Origin of the sequence: Streptomyces sp. 840.1, assembly GCF_003751445.1 — a bacterium.
Lineage (GTDB): Bacteria > Actinomycetota > Actinomycetes > Streptomycetales > Streptomycetaceae > Streptomyces.
Genome location: NZ_RJUU01000001.1, coordinates 4,081,542 through 4,100,360, shown reverse-complemented (window position 1 = coordinate 4,100,360; position 18,819 = coordinate 4,081,542). Strand labels below are relative to the sequence as shown.

Annotated in this window: 29 protein-coding genes; 28 read left to right on the top strand and 1 reads right to left on the bottom strand. The window is 71.2% G+C overall.

The genetic code is table 11. The features are described 5' to 3' along the window. The first annotated feature begins 436 nt into the window (after positions 1 to 436). The 9 genes from EDD93_RS39420 (at position 437) to EDD93_RS18660 (ending at position 5,639) form a co-directional block, all read left to right on the top strand. Positions 437 to 1,387, top strand: coding sequence for a hypothetical protein (locus EDD93_RS39420; protein ID WP_148083880.1), 951 nt, complete (start codon positions 437 to 439; stop codon positions 1,385 to 1,387). Beyond that, a complete protein-coding gene (locus EDD93_RS18680) occupies positions 1,384 to 2,046 on the top strand; it encodes a hypothetical protein (protein ID WP_123526216.1) in 663 nt (220 codons plus the stop codon). Before EDD93_RS39420 ends, EDD93_RS18680 begins: the two co-directional genes overlap by 4 nt. Continuing rightward, a complete protein-coding gene (locus tag EDD93_RS40815; RefSeq protein WP_398904093.1) occupies positions 1,935 to 2,240 on the top strand; it encodes a DUF6011 domain-containing protein in 306 nt (101 codons plus the stop codon). The genes EDD93_RS18680 and EDD93_RS40815 overlap by 112 nt, the downstream gene beginning before the upstream one ends. Beyond that, complete coding sequence (locus EDD93_RS39625) at positions 2,240 to 2,416, top strand: hypothetical protein (RefSeq protein ID WP_185092367.1); 177 nt, start codon at positions 2,240 to 2,242, stop codon at positions 2,414 to 2,416. The genes EDD93_RS40815 and EDD93_RS39625 overlap by 1 nt, the downstream gene beginning before the upstream one ends. Then, positions 2,416 to 2,676 (top strand): hypothetical protein, encoded by a 261-nt coding sequence (locus EDD93_RS18675; protein ID WP_260255773.1) that lies wholly within the window; start codon positions 2,416 to 2,418, stop codon positions 2,674 to 2,676. The genes EDD93_RS39625 and EDD93_RS18675 overlap by 1 nt, the downstream gene beginning before the upstream one ends. An 80-nt stretch (positions 2,677 to 2,756) precedes the next feature. Continuing rightward, a complete protein-coding gene (locus EDD93_RS18670) occupies positions 2,757 to 4,109 on the top strand; it encodes a hypothetical protein (protein ID WP_123526215.1) in 1,353 nt (450 codons plus the stop codon). Further along, on the top strand, positions 4,106 to 4,399 hold the full coding sequence (locus tag EDD93_RS18665; RefSeq protein WP_185092366.1) for a hypothetical protein: 294 nt from the start codon (positions 4,106 to 4,108) through the stop codon (positions 4,397 to 4,399). The genes EDD93_RS18670 and EDD93_RS18665 overlap by 4 nt, the downstream gene beginning before the upstream one ends. A 266-nt stretch (positions 4,400 to 4,665) precedes the next feature. Beyond that, positions 4,666 to 4,842 carry a hypothetical protein gene (locus EDD93_RS39620; RefSeq protein WP_185092365.1) on the top strand — a complete coding sequence of 59 codons (177 nt, stop codon included), beginning with the start codon at positions 4,666 to 4,668 and terminating at the stop codon, positions 4,840 to 4,842. Positions 4,843 to 4,913: 71 nt separating this feature from the next. Further along, positions 4,914 to 5,639: a hypothetical protein gene (locus EDD93_RS18660; protein WP_123526214.1), complete on the top strand. Its 726-nt coding sequence runs from the start codon at positions 4,914 to 4,916 to the stop codon at positions 5,637 to 5,639. A gap of 55 nt (positions 5,640 to 5,694) precedes the next feature. Here EDD93_RS18660 and EDD93_RS18655 read toward each other — a convergent pair whose 3' ends face one another. Continuing rightward, positions 5,695 to 5,922 carry a hypothetical protein gene (locus EDD93_RS18655; RefSeq protein WP_123526213.1) on the bottom strand — a complete coding sequence of 76 codons (228 nt, stop codon included), beginning with the start codon at positions 5,920 to 5,922 and terminating at the stop codon, positions 5,695 to 5,697. A 167-nt stretch (positions 5,923 to 6,089) separates the two neighbouring features. Between EDD93_RS18655 and EDD93_RS40245 the strand changes: the two genes are divergently transcribed. The 19 genes from EDD93_RS40245 (at position 6,090) to EDD93_RS18565 (ending at position 18,817) form a co-directional block, all read left to right on the top strand. Next, positions 6,090 to 6,212 (top strand): hypothetical protein, encoded by a 123-nt coding sequence (locus EDD93_RS40245; RefSeq protein WP_260255772.1) that lies wholly within the window; start codon positions 6,090 to 6,092, stop codon positions 6,210 to 6,212. Beyond that, positions 6,212 to 6,484: a hypothetical protein gene (locus EDD93_RS18650; RefSeq protein ID WP_123526212.1), complete on the top strand. Its 273-nt coding sequence runs from the start codon at positions 6,212 to 6,214 to the stop codon at positions 6,482 to 6,484. The genes EDD93_RS40245 and EDD93_RS18650 overlap by 1 nt, the downstream gene beginning before the upstream one ends. A gap of 70 nt (positions 6,485 to 6,554) precedes the next feature. After that, a complete protein-coding gene (locus EDD93_RS18645) occupies positions 6,555 to 7,568 on the top strand; it encodes a hypothetical protein (protein WP_123526211.1) in 1,014 nt (337 codons plus the stop codon). Continuing rightward, positions 7,565 to 8,128 carry a hypothetical protein gene (locus tag EDD93_RS18640; RefSeq protein WP_123526210.1) on the top strand — a complete coding sequence of 188 codons (564 nt, stop codon included), beginning with the start codon at positions 7,565 to 7,567 and terminating at the stop codon, positions 8,126 to 8,128. Before EDD93_RS18645 ends, EDD93_RS18640 begins: the two co-directional genes overlap by 4 nt. Continuing rightward, a complete protein-coding gene (locus tag EDD93_RS18635) occupies positions 8,125 to 8,634 on the top strand; it encodes a hypothetical protein (protein WP_123526209.1) in 510 nt (169 codons plus the stop codon). The genes EDD93_RS18640 and EDD93_RS18635 overlap by 4 nt, the downstream gene beginning before the upstream one ends. After that, the gene (locus EDD93_RS18630) at positions 8,634 to 9,242 is read left to right on the top strand and encodes a hypothetical protein (protein WP_123526208.1); all 609 of its coding nucleotides are present in this window, start codon (positions 8,634 to 8,636) and stop codon (positions 9,240 to 9,242) included. The genes EDD93_RS18635 and EDD93_RS18630 overlap by 1 nt, the downstream gene beginning before the upstream one ends. Before the next feature lie 100 nt (positions 9,243 to 9,342). Further along, positions 9,343 to 9,573 carry a hypothetical protein gene (locus tag EDD93_RS18625; RefSeq protein ID WP_123526207.1) on the top strand — a complete coding sequence of 77 codons (231 nt, stop codon included), beginning with the start codon at positions 9,343 to 9,345 and terminating at the stop codon, positions 9,571 to 9,573. Between the two features lie 4 nt (positions 9,574 to 9,577). Further along, positions 9,578 to 10,015: a DUF6221 family protein gene (locus EDD93_RS18620; protein ID WP_123526206.1), complete on the top strand. Its 438-nt coding sequence runs from the start codon at positions 9,578 to 9,580 to the stop codon at positions 10,013 to 10,015. A gap of 230 nt (positions 10,016 to 10,245) precedes the next feature. Further along, positions 10,246 to 10,734 (top strand): hypothetical protein, encoded by a 489-nt coding sequence (locus EDD93_RS18615; RefSeq protein WP_123526205.1) that lies wholly within the window; start codon positions 10,246 to 10,248, stop codon positions 10,732 to 10,734. 135 nt (positions 10,735 to 10,869) lie between these two features. After that, positions 10,870 to 11,154, top strand: coding sequence for an HNH endonuclease (locus EDD93_RS18610; RefSeq protein ID WP_123526204.1), 285 nt, complete (start codon positions 10,870 to 10,872; stop codon positions 11,152 to 11,154). A 2-nt stretch (positions 11,155 to 11,156) separates the two neighbouring features. Beyond that, entirely contained in the window at positions 11,157 to 11,366 is a 210-nt protein-coding gene (locus tag EDD93_RS18605) for a hypothetical protein (RefSeq protein ID WP_123526203.1), read from the top strand. A 4-nt stretch (positions 11,367 to 11,370) separates the two neighbouring features. Further along, complete coding sequence (locus EDD93_RS18600) at positions 11,371 to 11,814, top strand: AAA family ATPase (RefSeq protein WP_123526202.1); 444 nt, start codon at positions 11,371 to 11,373, stop codon at positions 11,812 to 11,814. Between the two features lie 236 nt (positions 11,815 to 12,050). After that, positions 12,051 to 12,335, top strand: coding sequence for a hypothetical protein (locus EDD93_RS18595; protein ID WP_123526201.1), 285 nt, complete (start codon positions 12,051 to 12,053; stop codon positions 12,333 to 12,335). Then, positions 12,328 to 13,845, top strand: a complete 1,518-nt coding sequence (locus tag EDD93_RS18590) for a terminase (RefSeq protein WP_123526200.1) — start codon at positions 12,328 to 12,330, stop codon at positions 13,843 to 13,845. The genes EDD93_RS18595 and EDD93_RS18590 overlap by 8 nt, the downstream gene beginning before the upstream one ends. A gap of 157 nt (positions 13,846 to 14,002) precedes the next feature. Further along, positions 14,003 to 15,364, top strand: coding sequence for a phage portal protein (locus EDD93_RS18585; RefSeq protein WP_123526199.1), 1,362 nt, complete (start codon positions 14,003 to 14,005; stop codon positions 15,362 to 15,364). Next, positions 15,364 to 16,428 (top strand): HK97 family phage prohead protease, encoded by a 1,065-nt coding sequence (locus EDD93_RS18580; RefSeq protein ID WP_260255771.1) that lies wholly within the window; start codon positions 15,364 to 15,366, stop codon positions 16,426 to 16,428. Before EDD93_RS18585 ends, EDD93_RS18580 begins: the two co-directional genes overlap by 1 nt. After that, entirely contained in the window at positions 16,428 to 17,909 is a 1,482-nt protein-coding gene (locus EDD93_RS18575; RefSeq protein WP_123526198.1) for a phage major capsid protein, read from the top strand. Before EDD93_RS18580 ends, EDD93_RS18575 begins: the two co-directional genes overlap by 1 nt. A gap of 72 nt (positions 17,910 to 17,981) precedes the next feature. Beyond that, positions 17,982 to 18,392, top strand: a complete 411-nt coding sequence (locus EDD93_RS18570; RefSeq protein WP_123526197.1) for a hypothetical protein — start codon at positions 17,982 to 17,984, stop codon at positions 18,390 to 18,392. Positions 18,393 to 18,400: 8 nt separating this feature from the next. After that, positions 18,401 to 18,817, top strand: a complete 417-nt coding sequence (locus EDD93_RS18565) for a hypothetical protein (protein ID WP_123526196.1) — start codon at positions 18,401 to 18,403, stop codon at positions 18,815 to 18,817. Positions 18,818 to 18,819 lie beyond the last annotated feature (2 nt).

The following is an 18,819-nucleotide window of genomic DNA, read 5'->3' as shown; positions in this document are numbered from 1 at the left end:
CGCGCACCCTCGCCAGCGTCCTCGCGGAACGCTCCGTGCCCGCCACCGGCGGCCACACCGACTGGACCGGTTCCAGCCCCATCACCATCAACGGCGACTGCTACACGCCCGCCCAACTGGCCTGGCACGTCACCCACGGCAAAGCACCGGACGGCCCGGTGACCGTCGAGTGCGGACACCCGGGCTGCATCACCCCCGGCCACCTCCTCGACGCCGTCGGCCGCCGGCAGCGGCATGGCACCCCGGGTGCGTGGCAGGCCCACAAGCGCCGCGGCGAAGAGCCGTGCGAGGAGTGTCGCGAGGCCCGCGCCGCCTACGCCCGGGAGCTCAGGGCTCCCCAGGACACTGCGGCGCTCGCCTCCGCCTGACCCGCCCGGCCCGGGGCCGCCGCGCCCCGGGCCACCACCCGCACCACCACGACCGGAAGAAGCCGCACATGCCCTGGTTCAAGATCGATGACGCCGCGCACTCGCACCCGAAGTTCATGCGGGCCGGGAACGCTGCGCTCGGTCTCTGGCTGCGGTGCGGCTCGTACTCCGCTCAGCACCTCCTCGAAGGGTTCGTCCCGAAGGACATCGTGAAGCCCTTCAAGGGCACACCGGCCCAGGTGCAGAAGCTGATCGATGCCGGTCTGTGGCACGGCGCCGGACACGACTGCACCCGGTGCCCGCAGCCCGCCGGCGGCTACATGATTCACGACTTCTTCGAGGGCGGCCGCAACACCACCCGGGCCCAGCACGAGGCGAACAAGAAGGGTGCTGCGGAGAGGGCCGCGAAGAGCCGCGAGAGTCGAAAGCGCACCGTTTCCGGTACGGAATCGAACAACATTCAGGATACAAACGGTGCCGAAAACGAACCGAATCCGGTTCGGAATGCACCCGCTTTTTCAGGCTCCGTAGCAGGTCAGAGGGGCCTGTCACACCGCACGCCCGCTGACGGTGCTGCGCTTGCCCAAGCCACATCCACGCCTAGCCAGGTACTTCCTACGGAAGTACCTCCTCCCCCTACCCCCTCGTCGGACACGCCCGACACCGCCCTGGCAACGACGAGCGGACGAGGAGAAGTCCAACCCCTCATCGACGCCATGGCCGCCCGCCAGATGAACGTCAGCTGGTCCTTCCAACCCGCCGACTGGCTCGCCCTCCGCGACGCCGTCCGCCGCGTCGGAGTCCCCGCCCTCGTCGACCACGCCGCCCGCGCCTGGACCGCCGCCAAGAACACCCCTTACAGCGCCCGGTACTTCCTCGCCGGCTGGACCGGCCTTCAGGACGCCCCGCAGTACACCGGCCCCCGCTCCCTCACCGCGGGCCCACCCAGCAAGACCACCTCATACCTCGAATCGATGGCCGCCATCGCCGACGAACTCCGCGCAGGAGGACAGCAGTGAACCCCGACCAGATTCCGCAGCTGATCGCTCAGATCGCGCTCGCTGACCCGCGCATCCGCCGCGACGACCCGACCGAGCAGCGCGCCCAGATCCTCATGTGGGCGGGCATCCTCGCCGACGTCCCGTACGAGTACGCCGTCACCGCCGTGCACCAGCACTACGCCACCTCACAGTGGCCGATCCTCCCCGCGAACATCGCGACCCGGTGGGCCGCCACCGTCCGCGACCGCCTCACCCGGCACACCGGCACGTTCGAACCCACCGAACACCCCGAACTCGACCCCGACGACGAAGCCGGATACCGGCACGCCCTCGCCGTCGAACGCCAGGCCGTAGCTCTCGGCCAGCAGGCACCCACCCCGCTCGCCGCGATCACGTCCGGGCCCGCGGCCGAGGAAGTCACCCGCCGCCTGGCCGCTCTCGGGGACTACCTGCCCACGTCCGTCCGCGACGCGCTCGCCGACTGCCGCCCGGCCGCCGCCGCCCGTGCCACCGCAATTCGGGCCGGCCGACCCGACGCGCTCGCCGTCCCGTGTCCGGTCGAGACATGCCGGGCCGCGGCGAAGGAGTCGTGCACCCGGCCGGGGAAGGGCGGCCGCCGCCACCGCCTCGGCCAGCCTCACCCCTCCCGCACCGACGCAGCCGGGGCCGCCGCGTAACCCGGTGCTGCCGTGTCTGCGGTCGCCTCCTCCGCACCGAGCGGTCCCGAGCCGCTGGTGTCGGCCCCGTCTGCCGCAGAGCCTCCACGGGCCGCACAGCCGCCCGCATCCCCACCCCGCCGCCGGCCGACCACGTACCCGGGCAGACCGAACTCCCGCTCGCCCACCTGCAACCCACCCTCTGGAGCCTCTGATGACCGACCAGCCCACCGCCGCCCGTCTCCCGGCCCTCGCCGTCCCGTGCCCGTCGTGCGGTTCCCAGCCCGGCCAGCTGTGCACCAGCCACTCCGGGACCCGGCCCCGCCGGTCCGACGTCCACCAGACCCGCACCGCCACATGGCGCGCGACCCAGACCACCAGGAGCACCTGATGACGCACACCGAGATCGTCACCATCCTCAGCCCGGCCCCCGTGGGCGCCGTCCCCCACGACTCCGCGTTCAAGCACACCGATGTCGACGGCGACCGACTGCTGATCAGCACCGCCCGCTTCGACGACGGCACCCCGGGCCTGTACTTCCGCACCGACCCGAACGGCAGCAGCCTCCCGCTTGCCGAGCTGCCCGCGCTGATTGCCCGGCTGCAGGTCATCGCCGACGCCGCCACCGCCGAAGCCGCCACCAACCCGTGACCGCGACGTGCCCGACCGGGGGCTATCCGGTCGGGCACGTCGCCAGCATCCCACCCCACCCCGCACCCGAGGAGACCCCAATGCCCCAGCCCGCCGATGAACTCCGCACCGCCGCCACGCTGCTGCGGCAGCTGGCCACGGCCGCATCCACCGACCAGGAGGGCTACCCCACCACCCACTGGGCCGTGCGGTACCAGCCCGGCGTGCTGCCGGGCGACCCGCCCCAGACGGACCGCAGCTGCTACCTCGACGCGGTCGATACCGCAGACGCTGACGGCCGGGGTGGCCGGCGACTGCTGCACGGGTCGCGCGGTGCTCGGACGCGTCCGCCGTCCGTTGACCCGCAGCATGGCCGGTACATCGCCGCGATGGACCCCGGGGTCGGTCTCGCCGTCGCTGACTGGCTGGAGCAGGAGGCGCGCATCTGGGCCCACACCGACGAGCAGATCGTCAAGCACGCGTCGGAGGCCCAGGTGATTGCTCAGCTCAGCACGTTCGATCAGGCCCTGGCAGTGGCCCGGCAGGTCCTCGGCACCACCGAGACGCCCGCCGCCCCGCCTGCCACCGACCGGGCCCCGTCCTGCCGGTGCCACTCCCGCGAGGGGCTCCGCCCCGAGCAGCACGAGAACGACTGCCCGATGGCCGTCCTCCCCGCACCCACCGACCGGTACCGCACCGCATGGCACAACGCCCGCAGCCGGGCGGCAGTTCTGTCCGCCGAGATCACCCGCCGCGCCCCGCTCCTCGGCGAGTACGCGGCCCAGATCAACAACCTCCGCACCATGTACGACGTCGCCGCCGCCCGGACGTCCGACCTCATCGACGAGCGGGACCAGCTGCGGGCCGAGCGCACCGAGCTGATCCGACAGCGCGACCAGGCCGCCATGGACACCATCAAGGCCCTGCCCGAGTTCGAGCTGCGGGGCGACACCGAGATCCGGACCGCCGCACTACGCGAGGGTGCCGACGCGCTCGGCCGCATGGACTACGACGTGGACGCCACCGACTACGGCTGGGACACGTACCGCGATGCCTGGGACACCGGGGTGATGAACGCCGCCGGGCTGCTCCGCCGCCTGGCCGACGAGGCGCAGCAGCCCACCACCGCCGAGGCCGAGGCGCACCGGACGCTCACCGAGTTCATCGCCGAGGTGCTGGAGGACGACGGCATCTGGATGTACCTCGGAGCCGACCCCGACCGCGCCGTCGCCGAGAGGCGCCGCGCGAGCGTCACCCGCCGCTGCCCCGCCGCGGAGACCCGCACCGTCCGGAAGACGACCACGTACACCGTCGCCACCCCCACCAAGGCCGAGCACCTGCCGAAGGGCACCAATGCCGAGGACTGCCCCGCCTGCAAGGGCGCCAACCCGGGCGACCCGTTCCTCTGCCCCGGCCCGGACATGCCCGCCTCGACCGAGGAGCCGAAGCCGTGATCCTCGCCCTCGCCATCCTGGCCGCCCTCGCCGCCGGATACGGGGTCGGCCGCTACCGCCCCGCCCACCGCGCCTCGGACTGGGCGAACTGGCAGAAGTACGGCAAGCGCCCCACCGGGGCCCGGTACTGGGCAATGTTCACGGTTCTGTCCGCCGAGAACATCGGCTGGCTGCTCACCCACCCGGTCCGGGGCTGGGACGCGTGGAAGCACCGCACCGACCCACCGCCCCCGCTGTCGCCGCCGGTCCGCATCCGTACCGACATCGCCGCGACCGAGGAGTCGACCTGATGAGCTGCCCCACCGGGAAGATCCGGTACCGCGACCGCCTTGCCGCCGCAATAGCCCTTGCCAGCACCAGCCGAAGCACCGCAAGCCGCCGCGAAGAAGCCCGGACCTACCGCTGCCGCCAATGCCGAGGCTGGCACCTCACCAGCAAACCCGCCGAGGAGCCGACCGATGTGGCCTGAGCTGATCCGCGACGCCCTCGTCGCCGCCCCACTCGCCACCCTCGCGGGATGGGCCGCCGGGAAAGCGTTCGTCCGCTGGTACCCCCGATGACCGGCCCCAGCGGCACCCCACGCGGTGAGCACGCACCCCGCCCCGGCGTCACCTGGGTGACCACCACCGTCGGATGGACCGGCGAGCAACTGGCCGACGACGACACCCCACCACCCCGCCCCAACCGCGCCACCCGACGAGCAGCAGCACGACGAGCACGCCGCACCACCTGACCCGCCGCCCGGCCGGACCCCACCCGGCCGGGCACCCCGCACACCCCGACCCACCGCACCAAGGAGCCACCGTGACCGCCGCCGCAGACCTCCGCACCATCGCCACCACGTGGGCCGACCTCAACGACGCACTCGGGGCGCCCACCGTCATCGCCGGATTTGGACGCGGCCTCCGTGGCTACCTCGCCGCCATCGAGGACACCGACCCCACCACCGCGGCCGAGCTCCGGGCGCTGGAGCGAGACCCTGCCCAGCTCGGCCAGCGGCCCATCCCGATCCGGCTCCAGGTGTACGCCACCATGCGCACCGTCGAGGCCGCGCTCCTCGGCTGCGCCGCCGCCGTCGCCGAGCACGTTCAGCGCCCCCCGATCTCGATGCCGGCCCCGCGCCGCGCCGCCATCGCCCGCACCCGCGCCGACCGCGTCGCCTGGGCCGACCACGCACGCCGCGTCCAGGCCGCCCAGGACGACGCCGCGGACCGTCGCCGGTGGCGGTGGACCGGCACCCAGCCCACCGCCCCGTACGCGGCGCTGTGGCTCCTCGGCAGGGTCACCTGCGCCCCCGGCCCCTTCCGGCCCCTGGCACCCGCCCAGCAGCAGCACATCACCCACGTCGCCGCCGAGGGGCGCCGCCGCATCGAGCAGATCCTCGACACCGGGTCCGAAACCGCCACCCTCACCACCCCGTGCCCCGACTGCGGCGGCACCATCACCGTCCACGGCGGCGCCGGCGCCTCCCCGCTCGCCAACTGCCGCGGCTGTGGCGGGGTGTGGAGCGAACTGGGCGCCGCCGCCTGACCCCAAGCACGACGAAGCCCCGACCACCTCGGTCGGGGCTTTCGTGCGCACGGGGCTACTCCGCAGCTGGCGGGCGCAGGTCCGTGCGCTGCCCCTGCCTCGACCTCCGGCCGGCGAAGTACGGGGCCGCCACTCGATAGTCGACAGCCTTCGACCGGCCAATCTGTACGACCGGCGGGAACGCCGGGTCCTCCCTCGACAGCTGCGACACGCGCTGGTGCGTCATCCGCTCCACCACCCCGTCAGCCACGAGCCGCCGGACGAGCTCTCTGAACGACACCATGTCTGGCCCTCCTTCTTCGTCGGCCACCGGACCCATCCTCCCCGACTTCCTTGCCATATGGCAATGAGGTCGCTACGGTCGTACTCAACACCACGCACAACGGCCCGGCCAGAGCGCACAGCTCTGGCCGGGCCAGCCATCCCACCTGCATCACCAGGAGGAACGCCATGACGCCTACCGTACGCACTGCACAGTGCGTTACGCAGCACCCCGCCCCCGCCGACAGCGACCCCGACATGGACGAGGCCCTCCGCCGCGCCCGCGCCGGCCGTACGGCGGTGACCCGGTGATGACGACACCCCTCGTCCTCAGCGACGACACCGTCACCCTCCTCGGCCGCCTCGCCGACACCCTCGACACCCGCCGACCCGACGCCCCGATGCACAACGAGATCCGTCTCGCCCGCGCCCTCGTCCTCGCCGAGCAGCTGCACGGCCCCGGCGAGGCCGCGTTCGACGCCGAGCATGACCTGCTCGCCGCCGCCCCGCCCGTCCGCCCCGGCACCACCCGCGGTGAGTACGCCGCGCTCCTCCGGCTCATCGCCCAGGGGGTGTCGCAGTGAAGTTCCTCTACCTCCTCGCCATGATCTGGCCGCTCATCCTCGTCGCCTACCTGATCGGGAGGGCGCTCGGATGAACCGAACCGCCTGGCGCCTGGCCTTGACCGTCGTGTCCCTGGCCGCGCTCGCCACCACCGGCTGGTCCCTCTACGCCGTCGCCCGCCACTACGACGCCCCGCAGCTCATCGCAGTGGCCGTGTTCCTCGTCTTCGACGGCATCGCCTACGCCTGCCTCCACCTCGCATCCGAAGCATCCGCCGCCGGCCGGTCCGCGGTCGGGGCCCGCGCCACCGCCGTCGGCATGGCCGGGGTCAGCGTCTACCTCAACGACTTCCACGCCAACCTCATCCACGGCGGCACCCCGGCCAGCCTGCTCTTCGCGATGCCCACCGTCGGCCTGCTCCTGCTCTCCGAGCTGTCATGGGCCGGGCCCCGGGCCGAAGCACGCGCCGAGCGGGCCGAGCAGCCCTACCGGCTCCCCGCGTTCGGCGGCTGGGCCTGGGCCCTCGCCCCACGCCTCGCCGGCAGCACCGTCAAGGCCCGCGCAATCGCCCACATCGAGCACGGGCCGACCACCACCAGCACGGTCCCCGAGCCCCCGGTGAAGCACACCGCGTCCGAGGTGCTGCGGCGCCGTTTCGCCGAGATGGACCCCGCCGACGCGATCCGCATCGCCCATGATGCGCACCCTGATACGCCCCCCGCCGAACTCGCCTCCATGCTCATCACCTACGGCGTCCACGTCGATGCCGTACAGGTCGCACTCGTCCTCGGCGGCAGGCCCGCCCAGGTCACGGTCGAACGCGGCGATACGGATGATGCGCCCCGTGATGCGCTCGATGATGCGGCTGATGCGCCGCAGGTCAGCACCCCGCTCACCCCGCTGCCCCTCACGAAAACCGACGCCATCATGGCCGCCGCCTCCGCCCTCGGCCCCGGCTTCAAGGCCGCCGACATCGTCGACCGCGTCCAGCGCATCAACCACATCACCACTGATGCGCCCTACGTCCGCGCCGTCCTCAGCCGCGAAGCGAAGAAGGCCAAGCCCGACGGCGACGGACGGCCCATGGAGGGTGGGTTCCTGTGACCGACCGCCCGATCACCCCGACCCGCATCATCCCGGCCGGCGCCCCGCTGCCCGACCGCGGCCCGCTCCCGGGGGAGGCACCCCCGTGGTGGGAGAAGCCCGCCGCTCCGCCACCGCCCCCGCCGCCGGTCGTGCCCCCGGCACCGCCCGCGCCCGAGCCGCCGCCGCTGCCGGCCCCGCAGGTCCACGTCCACGTCGTCATGCCGTACGAGCCCGAGCCCGAGCCCACCCGGCGGGAGCGGCTTTGGGCGTGGGTGCGCGGCTTCGGCCGCCCCTGGCAGATCAGTGGCGCCCTGCTCCTCGCCGTGCTCCCCATCCCCGGCACCGGGTACTCGGCCGCCACCACCTGGGCCTACGCAGTCTCCGAGGCGCGTACCACCTGGGGCCAGGGCAGCGGGTACGCGCTCGCCGTCACCCCGCTCGTCATCGCCCTCATCCGCCTCGTGCATAGCGGCGGCACCCTGCCCCGCCTCCTGCTCCTCACCGTCGCCCTCGTCGGCCTCACCGGCGCCATCCACCTCTACGACCCCGTCACCTGGATCACCGGAGTCCGCCCGTGAACACCACACAGACCGGCGCCACCCTCGCCGCCTGCGCCATCGCCATCGCCATCCTCGGCATCCAGCTCCGCAAGTGGTGGGTCGGCGGACGCGCCTGGAAAGACCTCCTCCACACCGTCCAGGGCTTCATCACCGGCGCCCTCGGCACCGCATGCGCCGGCGGTCTCCTCGGCTGGCTCGCCGGATGCACCCGCCAAGTCGCCAACGGTGGCGGCGGGAAGGCCGTCACCGGCGTCACCGGCGCCGACTCCAGCGCCCCCATTGCCACCGGTTCCATCGGCCAGCTCAGCGAAGAGGGAGGCGTCGTTGTGTTCCTCGTCGCGGTGCTTCTGTTCGTCACCTACAAGGCCGTCGGCAAGGACGAGAAGGGCAAGCTCCTCGGCGCCATGGCCGCCGGATTCATCCTCTGCGCCACCGCCGGAGTCGCCGGAATGCTCCACGGCCTTCCCGAGCTGGTCAACGGCCTCGGTCTCAGCGGCCGCAACATCCTGGAGAGGAACACCTGATGGGCCAGCCCGAAAGCACCGCCGTGCAGCGTCGCGCCCGCACCCTCACCGCCGGGCAACGCCTCCTCGTCCGCCGTCTCACCGAGCGCGCCGCCGCGTGGGTCCGCGCCGGCCGCCGCGATGACCTCGACGGTGTCGCCGCCATCCTCGGCTGTGCCCTCCGCCTCGTGCTCCTCGCCGCCGGGGCGTACGGAGCGTGGTGGCTGATCCGCCGCTGGCCGGTCATTCTCTGGGCCGCCGTACCCCTGTGGTGCTGGGCCGCGATCCGCGCCCTCGACGCTCAGGGCGCCGAGCACCAGCAGGCCCCCGAGGAGCCCGAGCCAGCAGCCTCCCGCGACGCCGTGATCCGGCTCCTCCACGAAGTCCTCGGGGACCGCCCCGCGATGCACCTCTCCGAAGTCCTCCAGCACCTCCAGGAGAAGGGGCACGGGAAGGACTGGAAGGTGGCCGACCTGCGGACCCGGCTGGAGGCCCTCCAGATCCCCATCGAGATGAAGCTCAAGGTGGGCCGGAAGGGGCCGACCCGGGGCATCCTCAAGGCCGCCCTGCCGCCCCTCTCCCAGATCGAGGAGACAGCCCCGTCTCCCACCCCGTCACCCACCGTCTGACCTGCACGTCTACCGCACCGTCTACCAGCATCTACCCACGTCTCCACGCCGATCTACTGGGTCGGCCACCGCCGCTCTACCCGTACGGAAGGATGACCCCATGGACGCCACTGGCATGCTGCACCTACTCGCGGCCGAGCCCACCCTGCTCCCGCCTGCACCGGCCGATGCAGACGGTGGGGCGATCGAAGACCGCCGACGCGAGAACCACGCCTGCCTTCGGTGCGGCGCGCCCGCAGATACGGCCCTGATCGCCGACCTTGGGCAGCACGGCAAGCGGTGGCTGGACCTGTGCTTCAAGCACTTCAACGACGTGCGCAGGGAGGCCTGACCCCATGGACGACCTGACGCAGTTCCTCCGCGCCCGCCTCGACGAGGACGACGCCGCCGCGCGGGCCGCTTCGTGGGACGAGTGGGACAGCGCCCACTGGCACGCCCACCACCGCGCCCAATACGACGGATGCTGGGCCATCATCGACGCCGCCGACGACGGCGTAATCACCACCGTCGATCCGCGAGCATCCGCCGACCCTGGAGTCGCCGCCCACATCGCCCGCCACGACCCGGCCCGCGCCCTCAGCGAGGTTGAGGCCAAGCGGCAGATGGTCAAGCTGCACGCCTGCGCCGCAGGGCACGAGTGCTCGACGCTTGACCGACACGGCGAGATTGACCACTGCACCTGGGTCATGGACAGCGAAGCCTGCACAACGCTGCGCCTCCTTGCCCTGCCCTACGCCGACCACCCCGACTACCGCGACGACTGGCGGCCGTAGCACCCGTTGTCAGTCCCCGCCCGTACCGTCAGGCGGAGTGGCCACCACGGGCCACCACCCGTACGGATCGCGAGCTGGCTGCCGCGCTGCTACGGCCCCGGAGCCCCGCCGACATCCCCCGACGGCGGGGCTCCGGCATGTCCGTTTGTCACAACTCCATCACGCCGCCAACACCCAGCCACCACACCGCGCATGATGCCCCTCACCGCACCGGAACCAAGGGGGCCACCATGTTCAACCGCGACCCAGAGAAGGTTGCCGCCCGCGCCGCCGCCCGCGAACAGAAGCGCGAGGCCAAAGCGCAGGCCGCCGAGGAGCGAGGCGCCGCCCGCCTCGCCCTCAAGGAGTGGCGCCAAGACCACCCCGCCGAGCAGACACTGAACATCGCCGCGACACTCAAGACCTGGCCATCCTCGAAGATGGGCATCACGTCCCTCGGCCCGATCCAGGGAGGATCAGCCGAGTTCGTCAACGCCGGCGCACACAAGGGCTGGACAGCCACCCGCCTCGTCGCCGGAGCCGCAACCCTCGGCGCATCAGCCGCACTCACCGGCCGGAAGAACAAGGGCGCCGCCGTCATCAACGTGACGTTCGGCAACGGAGCGGCACAGACGTACACGGTGCAGCCCGACGCCTCGATCTTGAAGGCGGCAAACCAGTACGTGAACGCCTTCAACGCCCTGGCCGCACAGCTCGCAAGCGAAGCCACCCGCCAGTAACCCGCGGGGGTTGTGCACCTAGTTGCACAACCTCCAGGCCATGCCCCATAGTGGGCCGCAGATCCGGCGTGCCCGGAAACAGACCCAGCCCCTGCCCCCACCGGTCGGGGGCTTCTGCATGAGCCGGAGGCACCCGTGGCCGGCAACCCCCGCAACGGACGCCCCTACCGCACGCTGTGCGTCCAGCAGCGCGCGCTCGGCCTCCCGTGCTGGCTCTGCGGCCGCGACATCGCGTACGAGATCACAGGACCCGACGCCGGGCGGCACCCGCTCGCCTTCACCCTTGACCACTACCTGCCGCTCAGTCGCGGCGGCGATCTCCTCGACCCCGCCAACGCCCGCTCAGCGCACCGCCGCTGCAACAGTGCCCGCGGCAACCGACTCACCACCGCGCAACCCCAAGCCTCACGGAGATGGTGACCATGGCCGTACCGTCCCCCGTTACGCCCTTCATCGTCCGCCTAGCCGACGGCCGCACCTGGAGCGGAGCAGAGTTCCCTGGCGGCTTCGTTTGCGTCCATACCCCCGACGAGTACGGCGCCTGCATCATCGCCACGTCCACCGAGCACCTGCTCGCCGACCGAACGCCGGAAGACCCGCTGCACGGCGCCCGCATCGAGCACTACGAGTAGCGTCGTGCTGTACGTCGTCACCGGCCCGCCGGCCAGCGGCAAGACCAGCTGGATCGCAGCACGCGCCCGACCGTCGGATATCGTGATCGACCTCGACCGCATCACCCAGGCCCTCACCGGCCCCGGCGCACCAGCCTGGTCCCAGGAACCCATCGCCCTCAAGGTCGCCCACCGCGCCCGGTACGCCGCCATCGACGAGGCGCTGAAGCACCTCGACGTCACCGACGTCTACCTCATCCACACCATGCCCACCCCCAAGTGGGTCGCCCGCTACCGCCGCCACGGCGCGGAGATCATCGCCGTCGACCCCGGCCGAGCGATCGTCATGCAACGAATCGCAGACATGAGGGCCCCCGGCCTTCAGGCCGTAGCCACCCGCTGGTACCGCCAGCAAGCCCGACGAACCGGCACCCAGACCACCACCCACCAGCCCTCCCGGGCCTGGTGACCCAACGCCACCACCCCCGCAGCCGGCCCCCGCCACGGCGATCACCGAGCGGCCGGCGCGACAGGGAGGGGGGCCCTTGGTCATCGTGAAATTCGCAGGAGCGGGCGACCTCAACGCCCTTGTCGCCCTGTTTTTTGCGTGGCCATTTTCAAAGCTGATCTTGACCCGAATCCCAACTCTGACCCCAAGATCACCATTACTCACAGTGACGTAACAGAGGGTGATGGGGGTGGGTCATGGTTGAAGATGAGATCAGCGCAGAGCTTGACAAACTAGGCGTGACCAGCGTCGCTCCCGGCCGGGCGGCCGTCGCGCTGAAGCTGGCGCGGGCGCTCGATCAGCTCGAAGCCGGTGACGCTCCGACATCACAGGCCGTCGTCGCCGACAAGCTCGACACGATCATGGCCAAGCTCCGCGCGCTCGCTCCAGTGCAGGCAGAGGAGGGGGACGCGGTCAATGACATCACTGCTCAACGAGAGAAGCGTCAGGCAGAGGCCCGCAAGCAGGCTGCCGGTGACTGACTGCCCGGTGTACGGCTGGCAGGAGCCCCCGATTCAGACCGCGCCCGCGTTCGCGTCCAGCGCCGGTCAGGAGGCCGTCGACCTGGCAGCCCGCGCGGGGCTGACGCTCGACCCGTGGCAGCAGCATGTTCTGCGCGTCGGTATGGGCGAGCGCCCTGACGGCTCGTGGTCGTCGTTCGAGGTCGGCGTGAACGTCCCTCGCCAGAACGGCAAGGGCGGGATCATCGAGGCCCGCGAGCTCTGGGGCCTGTTCATCGGCGGCGAGGAGCTGATTCTTCACAGCGCGCACGAGTTCAAGACGGCGAAGAACGCGTTCCGTCGAATCGAACGCCTGATCCGTGCGTGCCCTGACCTGCATAAACGTGTCAAACGTTACTGGCAGACCACGGGTGAGGAGGCGATCGAGCTCCACACCGGGCAGATGCTCCGCTTCATCGCCCGGTCCAAGGGTTCAGGCCGTGGCTTCAGCGGCCACTGCAACATCATGGACGAGGACATGATCCTCGGGGACAACGAGATGGACGCGCTGCTGCCGACGATGGCGGCCATCCCGGATCCGCAGATCTGGTACCTCGGCAGCGCAGGGATCGGCGGCCCGTCAGTGCAGCTCGGGAGGCTCCGCCGGCGTGCGCTCGCCGCGATCGAAGCGGGCGCCCCGGACCCGTCGTTGGCGTACTTCGAGTGGTCGGCGGACCTGCACGTCAGGGAGTGCCCGCGCGACTGCGACAAGCACGACGATCCGGCGTCGGATGAGGCGGTCCTGAAGTCCAACCCGGCGATCGGCTATCGGCTGTCGCTGCCGAAGGTCGCCAACGAGCGGGCCACGCTCAGCCCGGCCGGGTACGCGCGAGAGAGGCTCGGTGTGGGTGACTACCCGTCGGACGAAGAGGACATCTGGAAGGTCATCCCCAAGGAGACGTGGCAGGCCCTGACGGACGGTGAGAGTCGTGCGGCCGACCCGGTGGCCTTCGCTATCGACGTCGACCCGGAGCGGTCGCACGCGTCGATCTGCGTAGCGGGCCGGAACGGCGAAGCCGTGCACGTCGAAACCATCTTCAACCAGCCAGGTACGGACTGGGTGATCGGGAAGGCCACGGAGCTCACGAAGAAGTGGGCGCCGCGCTGCTGGGTCATGGACCCCGGCAGCCCGGCCGGATCGCTCATCGGCGAACTGCGGGATGCGCTGAAGGTCGACCCGGACGACGACAGCGACGAGCCGCAGCTGATGGCCCCGATCGTCACGACGAAGACTCGCGATGTTGTGCAGGCGGTCGGCCAGTTCTACGACGCGGTCGCGGCCAGCCGAATCGTGCACCGCGACGACGCACCGCTCGCCACGGCCCTGGCCGGGGCAAGGAAACGGGACCTGGGCGAGGCGTGGGCCTGGGCCCGGCGCGGGGTCGGTGTCGACATCACCCCGCTGGTCGCCGTCACGCAGGCGCGGTGGGGCCTCTTCGTGGACATCGAGGAGCCGGACGAGGAGGTAGAGCCATGGGCCGAGTACGGGTGAGTGCACGGACGCGGGCTCGGGCTGGCGTGTTCTCCGGGGGTGCCCTGGTGACTGCCGGCGTCTGGGTGGGCGTCGACCTGGCGGCCGCGCTGATGGTCGCTGGTGTGCTGCTGGTGGCGTACTGCCTGCTGGTGATGGACGTGGACGGGGGTAGCCGGTGACGAGCCTCTGGCAGTCCCGCCGGACCCGTGCTGGCGAGGACCGCTCGCTGGCCACCGTCGAGGACTACGCGGCCGCTCTACAGGAGTCGCTGGGGTACAGCGGGTTCTCGGCGCTGGGCATCACGCAGACGCAGCCCGGCCAGGCCGCCGAACGGGCGCCTGGCGACTTCGTTGGGTACGCGCAGATGTTCGCGACAAACCCGGTGGTCTGGGCGTGCATGGTGGCGAGGATGGCGGTCTTCTCCGCGCCCCGCTTCCAGTGGCAGCGCCTGAACAACGGCCAACCCAGCGAGACGTTCGGAACAGCGGACCTGGCGCCGCTGGAGCGCCCCTGGCTGGGCGGGACCACGCAGGATCTGTTGGCCCGGCAGATCCAGGATGCCGACCTGGCCGGCAACAGCTACTGGACGTTGCAGGGCTCGGAGATGGTACGGCTGCGGCCGGACTGGGTGCAGATCGTGCTGGAGCGCCGCACGCACCCGGACGGCGGCGACTTGGGCTGGAAGCGGTACGGGTACCTGTACCAGGAGCCCGGCTGCGACCCGGTGTTCCTGTGGCCGGACGAGGTCAGCCACTTCGCGCCCACCCCGGACCCGCTGGCCACGTTCCGCGGCATGTCGTGGCTGACACCGGTCATCCGGGAGACACAGAACGACGGGTTGATGGCTCGGCACAAGCAGAAGTTCCTGGAGAACGCCGCGACGCCGAACCTGGTGGTGCGGATGTCGAGGGAGGTTTCTCCCGACGCGTTCGCCAAGTTCAAGGCCAAGATGGACTCGGGCCACCGCGGGGTAGAGAACGCCTACAAGACGCTGTACCTGGGCGGCGGCGCCGACGTGACGGTCGCTGGCAGCGACTTCAAGCAGCTCGACTTCGCGAAGGTCCAGGGCGCTGGTGAGACCCGGATCGCTGCGGCTGCCGGGGTGCCGTCGATCATCGTGGGGCTGTCCGAGGGGTTGCAGGCGGCGACGTACTCCAACTACGGGCAGGCCAGGCGCCGTTTCGCGGACGGGACGATCCATCCGCTGTGGCAGAACAGCGCTGGGTCATTCGAGCACCTGGTGGCGCCGCCGAAGGTCCTGGGCCAGGCCGTGCGGCTCTGGTACGACGCGAACGATGTGCCGTTCCTGCGGGAGGACCGCAAGGACGCGGCCGAGATCCAGGGCATCCAGTCCCGCACCATCCGGGCCCTGGTGGACGCGGGGTACACCCCAGAGTCCGTTCAGCGTGCCGTGCAGGCCGAGGACTGGGCCCTGCTCGTCCACACCGGCCTGTTCTCCGTGCAGCTGCAACGGCCCGGTCAGCGAACCGGCGACACCGCACCCGCAGACGACCCACCGACCGAGGAGGGGGCCTGATGCCCACCCTGCAAAGTGTCCCCCGGGACCTGGAGCGCGCGGCCCCGTTCACTCTGGCCCGCGCCGACGACGACAGCGAGGCGAGCGATGGCCGGACCCTGACCGGGTACGCCGCCCTGTTCGGCGAGGAGACGGAGATCGACTCCTGGGAAGGCCGCTTCACTGAGACGATCCGCAAGGGCGCGTTCAAGAAGACGATCCGCGAGCAGACCCCGGTCATGCAGTTTGACCACGGCCGGCACCCGCTGATCGGATCGATTCCGATCGGGTCGATCGCGGACCTGCGGGAGGACGAGCAGGGCCTCTACGTTGAGGGCCGCATCACGGACAACTGGCTGATGCAGCCGGTCCGTGACGCGATCTCTGAGGGCACCGTCAACGGCATGTCGTTCCGGTTCGAGGTGGTGCGCGAGGAGTGGCGTGACGCGGCCGGGAAGGTCGTCAAGCCAGACGAAGTTCTGGACCTCCTGTGGATGCCCGGCGACCGTGGGCCGCTGCGGCGGGAACTCATCGAGCTGAAGTGCCGCGAGCTTGGCCCTGTGGTGTTCCCGGCCTATGCCGGAACGTCGGTGTCGGTACGGGCCCGCGACATGGCCGATGGTCTGGCGCACGACGACGAGATGACCCGCCGTATCCGTCAGTCCCTCGCCCGCGACGCTGCGGCGCCCCGGGTCCCCGAGGACCCGCAGCTACGGCGCGAGGTCGCGGTGTCGCTGTTGTTCCAGCGGTCGGACACCGAGACCGACCACGGCCACCGCATCGTTGTCGACCTCGTCCAGGGCATGGACCCCCTGGAGGTCGGCCGCTCCGTTGTCGAGCAGATCAACCGTTACCAGGACAGCACCGCGCCGCTCGCACCTGAGCACCCGGGCGTCCCCGAGACCACCACGCAGGGCGCGCCGCTCACCGAGCACCCGCCCACCCCGAGCAGCACCGACGCGCCGCCCGCCGATGGGCACCCGTCGCCATCCCGCACAGAGCGCATGCGCCCGCAGCTCGCCGAGATCGGCCAGCTGATGGACGGCGTCCTGGCGTCCATCGACACCCCGAAGGAGAACCGCTGATGCCTCAGCTTCAGCTTTCGCACCAGCAGGCCGTCATCCGCCTGCGTGACATCCGTGCCGCCCTCGAAGACCTGGAGAAGCGCGACGCGCTCACCGCCGAGGACGAGCAGCAGTTCGACGAGCTCACCCGCGAGTTCGCCGACGTTGACGACCACCGCCGCCAGCTGGAGCGCCGCTCCGCGCTGGAGCGGGTCCGTGCGTCCACCCAGGCCACCGAGCGCCGCCCTGCCGGGCTCTCGGTCGAACGGGGCACCTCGACGGGGTCGGGCAGTTCGTACGACCTCGACCCGGTCCTCAACCCCGACTCGGTCGAGGACCGGCGGTTCCGTAACCCGTGGGACCTCGGCGAGATGCGCACCTTCGGCCGGTCGCCCGAAGAGCTCGGCCAGGAGCTCCGGGCGCGCGCCCTGTGCGCCGTCGAGAAGATGGCGGGCGCGAACGACCGCATCCGATCGACGGCCACCTCGATCATCGAGGCGTGGGACGACAAGCGCGGCAGCATCGCCCGCATGTGCCTCGCGACGTCCAGCCCGGAGTACATGCGGGCCTGGTCGAAGCTCGCCCGCGGCAAGGGCCACATGGTGACCCCGGACGAGCAGCAGGCCCTGGAGCGGGCCATGTCCCTGACGGACAGCTCGGGCGGGTACCTAGTGCCGTTCCAGCTGGACCCGACGGTCATCATCACGTCGAACGGGTCGATCAACCAGATCCGGCAGGTCGCTCGGCAGGTCGTCGCGACCGGCGACGTGTGGAACGGCGTGTCCGCCGGCGCGGTGTCGTGGCGGTGGGCGGCCGAGGGTTCCGAGGCCGGGGACAACGCCCCGACGCTCGGCCAGCCCTCCGTGCCGGTCTGGAAGGCCGACGGCTTCGTTCCGATCAGCATTGAGGCGATGGACGACGCCGACAACGTCACCACCGAGGTCGGGCGCCTGCTCGCCTTCGGGAAGGACACCCTGGAGGCCGCCGCGTTCATCAACGGGTCCGGATCCGGCCAGCCGACCGGCATGGTTACCGCCCTGACCGGCACGTCGTCGGTCGTCACCTCCACCACGACGGACACGTTCGCGTCCGGCGACGTGTACAAGACCGACACCGCGCTGCCGGGCCGGTACCGGCCGAACGCTGCGTGGCTCGGCAACCGCGGGATCTACAACGCGATCCGCCAGTTTGACTCCGCCGGCGGCACGAACCTGTGGGAGCGGATCGGCGCGGACGTCCCCCCGATGCTCCTGGGCCGCAAGGCTCTGGAGGCCGAGGACATGGACGGCACGGTCAACGCCACGCAGGACAACAACGTGCTGGTGTACGGCGACTTCGACAACTACGTCATCGCCGACCGCATCGGCATGTCCATCGAGTTCCTGCCGCACCTCGTCGGCGCGAACCGTCGGCCGACCGGCCAGCGCGGCTGGTACGCCTGGTACCGGGTCGGCGCCGACAGCGTGAACGACGGCGCGTTCCGGATGCTCAACGTCACCTGATCCAGCCCGCCCTGACGGCTGGAGAACCCGCACGGTTCTCCGGCCGCTGGCATTCCCCCGAGGAGTCACCTCATGAGGCAGAGCCTCTACAACGTGGCGCGGGCCAAGCTGGCGCTCACGCTTGCCGTACGTACGAACGGCACGGCCAACGGCACCACCGTGGACCTGCACCAGAACCTGGACGCCAGCCGCTCGGCCATGCTGGTCGTCTACTCCGGGACCATCACGGACGGGTCTCACGCCGTGATCCTTCAGGAGTCCGACAACGGCTCCTCCTGGTCCACCGTCGCCGCGGCCGACCTTCAGGGTGCGGCGCCCACGATCACAGCCACCGACGATGACGCGATGTGGGAGCTGGGTTACACCGGGTCGAAGCGGTACCTGCGTCCGTCCGTCACCACGTCCGGCGCGACGACCGGCGGCACGTTCGGCGCCGTCATCGTCCGTGCGTTTCCGCGCCGTACCCCGATCTCGCACAGCTGAGGAGCATCATGCAGCGCTGCACCCAGTCGTTCAGCATCTGGCGGGACGGGGCCCCCGTGGCGTTCGTGGCCGGCCAACTGATCGACGACAAGCACCCGATCCTCAAAACCCACCGGCACCTCTTCGAGGAGCCGCAGGCCACCCACCCGGGGGCGACGCCGCTGCGGGCCGTGGAGCAGACCACCGCGGAACCCGGCACCGTGCGCACGCTGACCCCGCCTGCGGTCGACAGCGGGCCGTTCAACCCGGGTGAGCACAACGCCAAGGAGGTGCTGGCCTACCTCGACACGGCGTCCGAGGCGGAGGCGCTGCGCGTTCTGGACGTCGAGGCGGCCGCCGACTCGCCGAGGGCCGGCATCACGAAGCTGCGCGAGAAGGCGCTCGCCGACGCCAGAGCCCGCGACGAGCAGGCCTCGGCCGAGTAGGG